Raw genomic sequence first — 7,399 nt, forward strand, 5'->3', positions numbered from 1 at the left:
GGCAGCCGCGCCGGAAAACAATGTTGTGCGTTTCTTCATTTACTACTCCTGGAGCTCACGCTCTGTTGATGGCGTCGTCCCGCGCAGCGCAAAAGGCGCGAGGGCAGGACGGAAAACGCCGTTCTTCATGGCAGGACCGAGGGGTATTCACCGGCGCACCAGACGTTCGGCCGTGTAATGCATCTAGGCAGCGACGTGCCTTCTCATACGCCTTCAGGACAGGCGTCACCCATAGCGGGGCAAAAAGGAACGGCCCCGACGACTGCGCCGGGGCCGATAGATGGAGACCAGAGCTTCCTGCCAGAATCGAACTGGCGACCTTCTCATTACGAGTGAGACGCTCTACCAACTGAGCTAAGGAAGCAACCGCCTGAAATGTCCGGGTGACCCGGGCGCCTCATGCCAGAGACAACTGTAGTAGAGTCTTCCGGCCCGGGTCAAAATGAGTGTCGAACGCCTCAGCAGACGGTGTTGTCCGCCGGCGTCCTGCCGTCAACGAGGTAACCGTCCACGGCGTTGCCGATGCAGTCGTTGGAGCGGCCGTAGGCCGTGTGGCCCTCGCCCTTCCAGGTGAGCAGCGAGGCCGTCCCCAGTTGCTTGCGCAGGGCGCTGGCCCATTCCACCGGGGTGGCCGGGTCGCCCGTGGTGCCGACCACGACGATGTCGGTGGAACCCTTGTACTCCACCGGTGCAGGGGTCCTGACATTCTTGTACGGCCAGTCCTTGCAGTTCGTGCCGCCGTAGGCGAAGTAGTAGCCCAGTGTGGGCGAGAGCTCGCGCAACTGCTGCTCTTCGGCCCGCATGGTCGCTGTGTCCGTGGACATCGGGTAGTCGAGGCAGTTGATGGCGTTGAAGGCGAAGGTCGAGTTCGAGGAGTAGCTGCCGTTCGTCTCCCGGTCCGCGCCGAAGTCCGCGAGCCGGAGCATCGGCGTCACGTCACCTTTCATCGCGCTGTCCAGGGCCTGCGTGAGCACGGGCCAGTTGTCGTCGTTGTAGAACGGCAGGATGAAGCCGCTGACGAACATGGAGGCGTTGACTACCCGGCCGTCCTTCGCTGACCTGGGATCCGCCTCGACCGCCTTGATGATGTCCTGGATCTGGCCCACGGCGTCATCCGGGGTGCCGCTGAGCGGGCAGGCGCTGTCGTCGAGGCAGTGTGTGACGTAGGCCCGGATAGCCTTTTCGAACGCCTTGGCCTGCCCGCTGGTCAGCTCCTCGTAACTGAGCGAGGGATCCATCGCGCCATCGAGGACCATCCGGCCGACATTGTCCGGGAACAGCGAGGCATAAGTGGAGCCGAGGAAGGTCCCGTAGGAGTAGCCGAGGTAGTTCAGTTTGCTGTCATTGAGCACGCCGCGCAGGATGTCGAGGTCTTTGGCGGCGCTGACGGTATCGATATGGCCCAGCACCGGGCCGGTCTTTTCCACACATTTGGCGGCAATGGCCTTGTTGTCGGCGAGGGCTTCGGCCATCCCGGCGTCGGTGTCCAGGTTGTAAATCTTGGCCCGGGAGGCGTCCCGTTCCTGGTCGGTGAGGCAGGTGACCGGGGCGGAACGTTTCACCCCGCGCGGATCGAAGCCGACGACGTCGTAGTTGGCGCGCACCTTTTCCGAGATGTTGGTGGAACCGGCATCCCGCACGAAGTCATAGCCGGAGCCGCCCGGGCCGCCCGGGTTCACCAGCAGGCTGCCCTTCTTGTTGCTGCTCTTCGTAGCCAGCTTCAGGGCTGCGATTTCGATGCTGTCGCCGTCCGGCTTGCTGTAGTCCAGCGGCACCTTGACCTTGGCGCACTGGAAGTCGCCTTCGCAGCGGCTCCAGGTGAGCTGCTGGGAGTAGAAGCTGCGGAGCTCGTCCGGTGCCGCCGCGGCGATCGACTGATCCGCCGTGCCCTGGGCACCCTTCGCGCTGCCGTCCCCTGAGCCGAAAAGACTGCAGGAAGACAGGACAAGGGCCATCACCAGGCCGAGCGCCAGGGCGCCGGCTCCCCGCACCCCGACCGCCACGGGTCGGTTCTTTGCGGGCCGTGATGGTGACGTCATGCGGTTCTCCTTGGGGAAATGCAACGGTGCTGATCGAAGCGGGTCGGGCGGTGCTGTCAGGGTCAGATGAGGCTGGCGGCCATGGACTCGATGGTCAGCAGCGGAGCCACGTTCGACGTCGTGATCCGTTTGCGGGCCTTGTTGATGGCGTCCATGCGGGCCAGGGTTGTTTCGGCGGAGGAATGGCGGGCGAACTCAGCGAGTTCGGTCCTGAGTTCAACGTTGACCAGCTCCACGGCGTTCCCCATCTGGATGATGAGCACATCCCGGTAAAAGGACAACAGGTCGGTGAGGGTGCGGTCGAGGGAGTCGGTCACTGAACGCTTGGCACGGCGCTTCTGGTCGTCCTCGAGCTGCTTGACCTGGCCGCGCATGGCCGGCGGCAGCGTGCCGCTTTCCGGCGCCCCGAGGGTGGCGAGCAGGGCGGCTTTTTCGGCTGCGTCGCGCTCGTCGTTGGAGCTGTTGGCTTCCTCGGTGGCGATCTTGACGAGCTTTTCCGCCATCAGGACTGCGGCTGTGACCCCGCGGAGGCCCAGGGGGAACCGCACTGTTTCGAGCCTCCGCTCACGGGCGTCGGGATCCCGGGCGAGCCGGCGGGCGATTCCGACATGGCTTTGCGCTGCCCGGGCCGCGCGTTCGGCGACGTCCGGGTCGACGCCGTCGCGCTTGACCAGCAGGGCAGCGACGTCGGCCGCGGGCGGAAGCCCCAGGGCCACAGCCCGGCAGCGGGAGCGGATGGTGACCAGGACGTCGGCGGGGGAGGGCGCACACAGCATCCAGATGGTACGGGGGGTGGGTTCCTCGATTGCCTTGAGCAGCACGTTGGTGGTGCGTTCCGCCATCCGGTCCGCGTCCTCCACGACGATGATGCGCCAGCGCGCCGACGACGGCCGGTTCCCGGCCGTGGAGACCAGCTCGCGGGCCTCGTCGATGGTGATGGTGACCTTTTCGGTGCGCACAAAGGCCACATCCGAGTGGGTTTCGCCCAGGATGGTCAGGCACGCCGCGCATTCGCCGCAGCCGCGCAGGCTGACATCGTCCTGGTCGCAGTTCAAGGCGGCGGCGAAGGCCTTCGCCGCGTTCGACCGGCCGGAACCGGGCGGGCCGGTGAAAAGCCACGCATGGGTCAGGCCGTCACCTTCGGCAGCCTGGCGCAGTTGGGCCACGACGGCGGGCTGGCCCTGGAGATCGTCCCAGACGCTCATGCTCCCACGCCCCGCGGGAGGGACAGCAGGGACTCGACCCGGCTGAGGATCCGCACGGCCAATTCATCGACCGGGAGGTGGGCGGGGAGGACGAGGTACTGCTCGGGCCGGGCCGCGGCGAGTTCGAGGAAGGCGGTCCGGATCCTTGCATGGAACTCGTCCGCCTCTGATTCCAGCCGGTCCTCGGCCGCGTCGCCCGCGGTGCGCCGGCGGCGGCCCACCTCGGGGTCAACATCGAGTAGTACGGTGAGGTCCGGCTGCAGGCCCGAGGTGGCCCACTCGTTGACGTTGCGGACGGCTTCGGTGCCAAGGTCCCGGCCGGCGCCCTGGTAGGCGACCGAGGAGTCGATATAACGGTCGGTGAGGACGATCTCGCCGCGTTCGAGGGCGGGGCGGATGACCTGGCTCGCATGGGCGGCACGGGAGGCCGCGAAGATCAGGGCTTCGGTGTGCGCGTCGATGTGGCCGTGGCCGTGGTCCAGGACGAGGGAACGCAGTTTTTCGCCGATCGGGGTGCCGCCCGGCTCCCTGGTCCGCAGCACTGTGAGACCGCGCGATTCAAGGGTCGCTGCCAGCTCAGCTGCCTGCGTGGACTTGCCGGCGCCGTCGCCGCCCTCAAAGGCGATAAACAGTCCGGGGTTCTGGGTAGTCACTGCTCTAGACTACCGACAATCCCTGACACTAATGCGCCTCGGCGTAACGCCTTGGCTGCCCCCGAGCGCGCCGAAGTACCCTGTGACCATGAGTCTTTCGGAAGAACAGGCAGCAGCGCTGTCCGCAGAAACAGTCGTTGTAGCGGCGGGNNGGGCCGCCCGCCGCGTGAACGCGATGAACCGGTCAACCCTCCGATTGTGCTCTCGTCGACCTATTTCGGCACGGGACCGTTGGGTGACGGCGACCGTGGCTACGGGCGCTATTCCAACCCCACCTGGGACCCGTTCGAGGAAGCCCTCGGCCAGCTGGAAGGCGCCCAACTCCCGGGCCTGCTCTACGCCTCCGGCCTCGCCGCCGTCAGTTCAGCCCTGTCCCTGGTTCCTGCCGGGGGAGTGCTGGTCATGCCGTCCCACAGCTACGCCGGATCCCTGGTGATGGCTACGGAACTTGCCGGGAAGGGCCTTCTGGAACTGCGCACGGTTGACATCGCGGACACCGACGCGGTCCTGGCGCAGCTCGCGCCGGCCGACGGACGCCCCGCCAGCATGCTCTGGCTGGAAAGCCCCACCAACCCCATGCTCGGCGTCGCGGACATCCGGGCGCTGACCGCCGCGGCACACGCCGCCGGCGCCGTCGTCGTCACGGACAACACCTTCTCCACCCCGCTGGTGCAGCAGCCCCTGGCGCTGGGCTCCGATGTGGTCCTGCACTCGGTGACGAAGTACCTTTCCGGCCACTCCGACGTCGTGCTTGGCGCCCTGGTGATGTCCGACGCCGGACTCCGCGCCACGCTGCTGCACCACCGCACCATCCACGGCGGGATCGCCGGGCCGTTCGAGGCCTGGCTGGCGCTGCGCGGTCTGCGCACCCTCGCCTTGCGGGTGGAGCGCTCGCAGGCCTCGGCGGCCATCCTCGCCGGGCGGCTGAGTACGCACCCCCGGGTCGGCAGTATCCGTTTCCCGGGCCTCGCCTCGGATCCCGGCCATGAGCGGGCCAAAAGCCAGATGAAGGGCTTCGGCTCGGTGCTGTGCATTGAAATGGCGCCGGTGGACGGCGGCACGGGCAGCATGAGCGGTGCCGAAGCCGCGGACCGGATGATCCGCGCGCTGAAGCTGTGGCTGCCGGCCACCTCCCTGGGCGGCGTGGAGTCGCTGATTGAACGCCGGCGCCGGCACACGGCGGAGCCGGCCAGTGTGCCGGAGAACCTGGTCCGCATGAGCGTGGGAATCGAAAACGTCGAGGACCTTTGGACCGATTTGGAGCAGGCCCTGGCCAGCTTGGGCGGCTAGGCTGGGGGAATGGACGGACGCGCGCTTATTTACTATGTCGAAACTGGGATCTACTTTCTCCTGGCCCTCGTAGCCCTTGCCCTTGAGGTGTGGGCTTTCTTCGACTGCCTGCGTCACAAGGCGAACGCCTTTGAAGCCGTGTCCAAGCGCACCAAGACCTTCTGGCTTGCCGTCACCGGCGGCGCCATGGCCGTTGGACTGCTGTCTGTGGTCGGCGGCGGCGGCGGAGGCCTCCTGGGCCCGCTGGGGCTGTTCGGCCTCGCCGCCGTGACGGCAGCGTCCGTCTACCTGGCCGATGTCCGGCCCGCGGTCAAGGATGCCGGGCGCGGCGGGAACCGCAACATGGGACCTTACGGCCCCTGGTGATCCCCACCGGCTCCCTCAGCTCGCAAGCTCGCTCAGGGAACCCTGCCGGCGTCCCGCTAGGTCCCCGGCGCCACCGCGTCCCAGCCCACGGTCAGTTCGCCCAGCCGCCACCGGGCCGGACCATCCTGGATCGGCCAGCCGCCGTCGCGCAATGAACGGCACATGGCCGTCCAGCGCTGCCGGTTGCCGAATGAGGCCAGAGGCGCGGCCTCCAGCCAGGCCTTGTCCATGGCCTGCAGGAAGGCCTGGACCTTCTCGCCCGGAACGTTCCGGTGGATAAGGGCTTTCGGCAGCCGCTCGGCCACGTCCGAGGGCAGTGCAAAACTCCCGAACCGCATGGACAGGCTCAGGCTCAGCGGCTGCCAGGCATCCAGCGCCACCCACGTGACCCGGCGGCCGATCTCGTCGCATGTGCCGTCTATGAACAGCCCGCCGGGGGCCAGCCGCCCCTGCACCAGCCGCCAGATGGCCGCGACGTCGGCTTCCTCATACTGCCGGAGCACATTGAATGCCCGCACCAGCACGGGCCGGCCAGCCACGGGCAGTTCGAAGCCGCCCAGTTGGAAACTCAGCCCGGGCCGTTCCAGTTCCTTGGCCAGCCGGACCCGCTCGGGCTCGATTTCGACGCCGACCACCCGCACATCGGGACGGATCACGGACAGCCGTTCAAAGAGTTCGACGGCGGTGGCCGGCGATGCGCCGTAGCCCAGATCCACGACGAGGGGATCGGCCGCCGTGCGCAGCCGCCAGGCCTGCGGGCCGGTCAGCCAGCGGTCCAGCCGCCGCATCCGGTTGGGGTTGGTGGTGCCGCGGGTAATGTTGCCCACCGGCCTGCCGGCGCGGGGTCCGCTTTTTGCCATGCCGCGTTTTTCCATGACATGGGTTTGCGGGGACGCCACCCGCTCAGCCTTCTGCACCACACACCAACCCTATCCTCCAGCGCGGGGTCACATCCGGCCCATACGAGGCCGCAGGATGGGCGCGTAGTGACCCCGCGTTGCGGTGCGGGCCCTGTGATGTAACGCTCGGCACTGTCCGGGACCGCTCGGCTAGGATGAAAACCATGACTTATAAGCTGATTCTGCTGCGCCACGGCCACAGCGAATGGAACGCCAAGAACCTGTTCACCGGCTGGGTGGACGTTGACCTCAACGACCAGGGCCGGGCCGAGGCTATTCGTGGCGGCGAGCTTCTCGTGGAGAACAACATCCTCCCGGACGTCCTCTACACCTCCCTGCTGAAGCGGGCCATCAACACTGCCAACATCACCCTCGACAAGGCCGACCGCGGCTGGATCCCTGTCAAGCGGGACTGGCGCCTCAACGAGCGCCACTACGGCGCCCTGCAGGGCAAGGACAAGGCCCAGACCCTCGCCGAATACGGTGAAGAGCAGTTCATGACCTGGCGCCGGTCCTACGACACCCCGCCACCGCCCCTGGCCGACGATTCCGAGTTCTCCCAGGCGCATGATCCGCGCTACGCGGACCTCGGCGATGCCCTGCCCCGCACCGAATGCCTCAAAGAGGTCCTGGTCCGCCTGCTGCCCTACTGGGAGTCGGACATCAAGGAAGACCTCAAAGCCGGTAAAACGGTCCTGGTCACGGCCCACGGCAACTCCCTGCGCGCCCTCGTCAAGCACCTTGACGGCATCAGCGACGAAGCCATCGCCGGTCTGAACATCCCCACCGGCATCCCGCTGGTCTACGAACTGGACGAGAACTTCAAGCCGCTGAACCCGGGCGGTACGTACCTCGATCCCGAGGCCGCTGCCGAGGCCATCAAAGCAGTCGCGAACCAGGGCAAGAAGTAGCGCCCGCGCACGCGACAACGGATACGACGACGGCGG

The 7,399-nt window shown here is 67.1% G+C and carries 6 protein-coding genes, 1 tRNA gene and 1 pseudogene; 3 read left to right on the top strand and 5 right to left on the bottom strand.

Annotated elements, in window-relative coordinates; all coding sequences use genetic code 11:
• Positions 1-291: 291 nt before the first annotated feature.
• The 4 genes from K789_RS0113330 to tmk form a co-directional block, all read right to left on the bottom strand.
• Positions 292-364: transfer RNA gene (locus K789_RS0113330), tRNA-Thr, on the bottom strand.
• 94 nt (positions 365-458) lie between these two features.
• Entirely contained in the window at positions 459-2,039 is a 1,581-nt protein-coding gene (locus tag K789_RS0113335; protein WP_024367182.1) for an alpha/beta hydrolase, read from the bottom strand.
• A gap of 62 nt (positions 2,040-2,101) precedes the next feature.
• Positions 2,102-3,244, bottom strand: a complete 1,143-nt coding sequence (locus K789_RS0113340; protein ID WP_024367183.1) for a DNA polymerase III subunit delta' — start codon at positions 3,242-3,244, stop codon at positions 2,102-2,104.
• A complete protein-coding gene (gene tmk, locus K789_RS0113345; protein ID WP_024367184.1) occupies positions 3,241-3,897 on the bottom strand; it encodes a dTMP kinase in 657 nt (218 codons plus the stop codon). The genes K789_RS0113340 and tmk overlap by 4 nt, the downstream gene beginning before the upstream one ends.
• 88 nt (positions 3,898-3,985) lie before the next feature.
• Between tmk and K789_RS23105 the strand changes: the two are divergent.
• Together K789_RS23105 and K789_RS0113355 are read left to right on the top strand one after the other, a co-directional pair.
• A pseudogene (locus tag K789_RS23105) lies at positions 3,986-5,187 on the top strand (trans-sulfuration enzyme family protein).
• A 9-nt stretch (positions 5,188-5,196) separates the two neighbouring features.
• On the top strand, positions 5,197-5,553 hold the full coding sequence (locus K789_RS0113355; RefSeq protein WP_024367185.1) for a DUF2516 family protein: 357 nt from the start codon (positions 5,197-5,199) through the stop codon (positions 5,551-5,553).
• 56 nt (positions 5,554-5,609) lie between these two features.
• Here the strand turns inward: K789_RS0113355 and K789_RS0113360 are convergent, their stop codons facing one another.
• Positions 5,610-6,413: a class I SAM-dependent methyltransferase gene (locus tag K789_RS0113360; RefSeq protein ID WP_237739603.1), complete on the bottom strand. Its 804-nt coding sequence runs from the start codon at positions 6,411-6,413 to the stop codon at positions 5,610-5,612.
• Positions 6,414-6,616: 203 nt separating this feature from the next.
• Between K789_RS0113360 and K789_RS0113365 the strand changes: the two genes are divergently transcribed.
• Positions 6,617-7,363: a phosphoglyceromutase gene (locus K789_RS0113365; RefSeq protein ID WP_024367187.1), complete on the top strand. Its 747-nt coding sequence runs from the start codon at positions 6,617-6,619 to the stop codon at positions 7,361-7,363.
• Positions 7,364-7,399 lie beyond the last annotated feature (36 nt).

The sequence above is a fragment of the Arthrobacter sp. TB 26 genome, from assembly GCF_000427315.1.
In the GTDB taxonomy this organism is placed as follows: Bacteria; Actinomycetota; Actinomycetes; order Actinomycetales; family Micrococcaceae; genus Arthrobacter.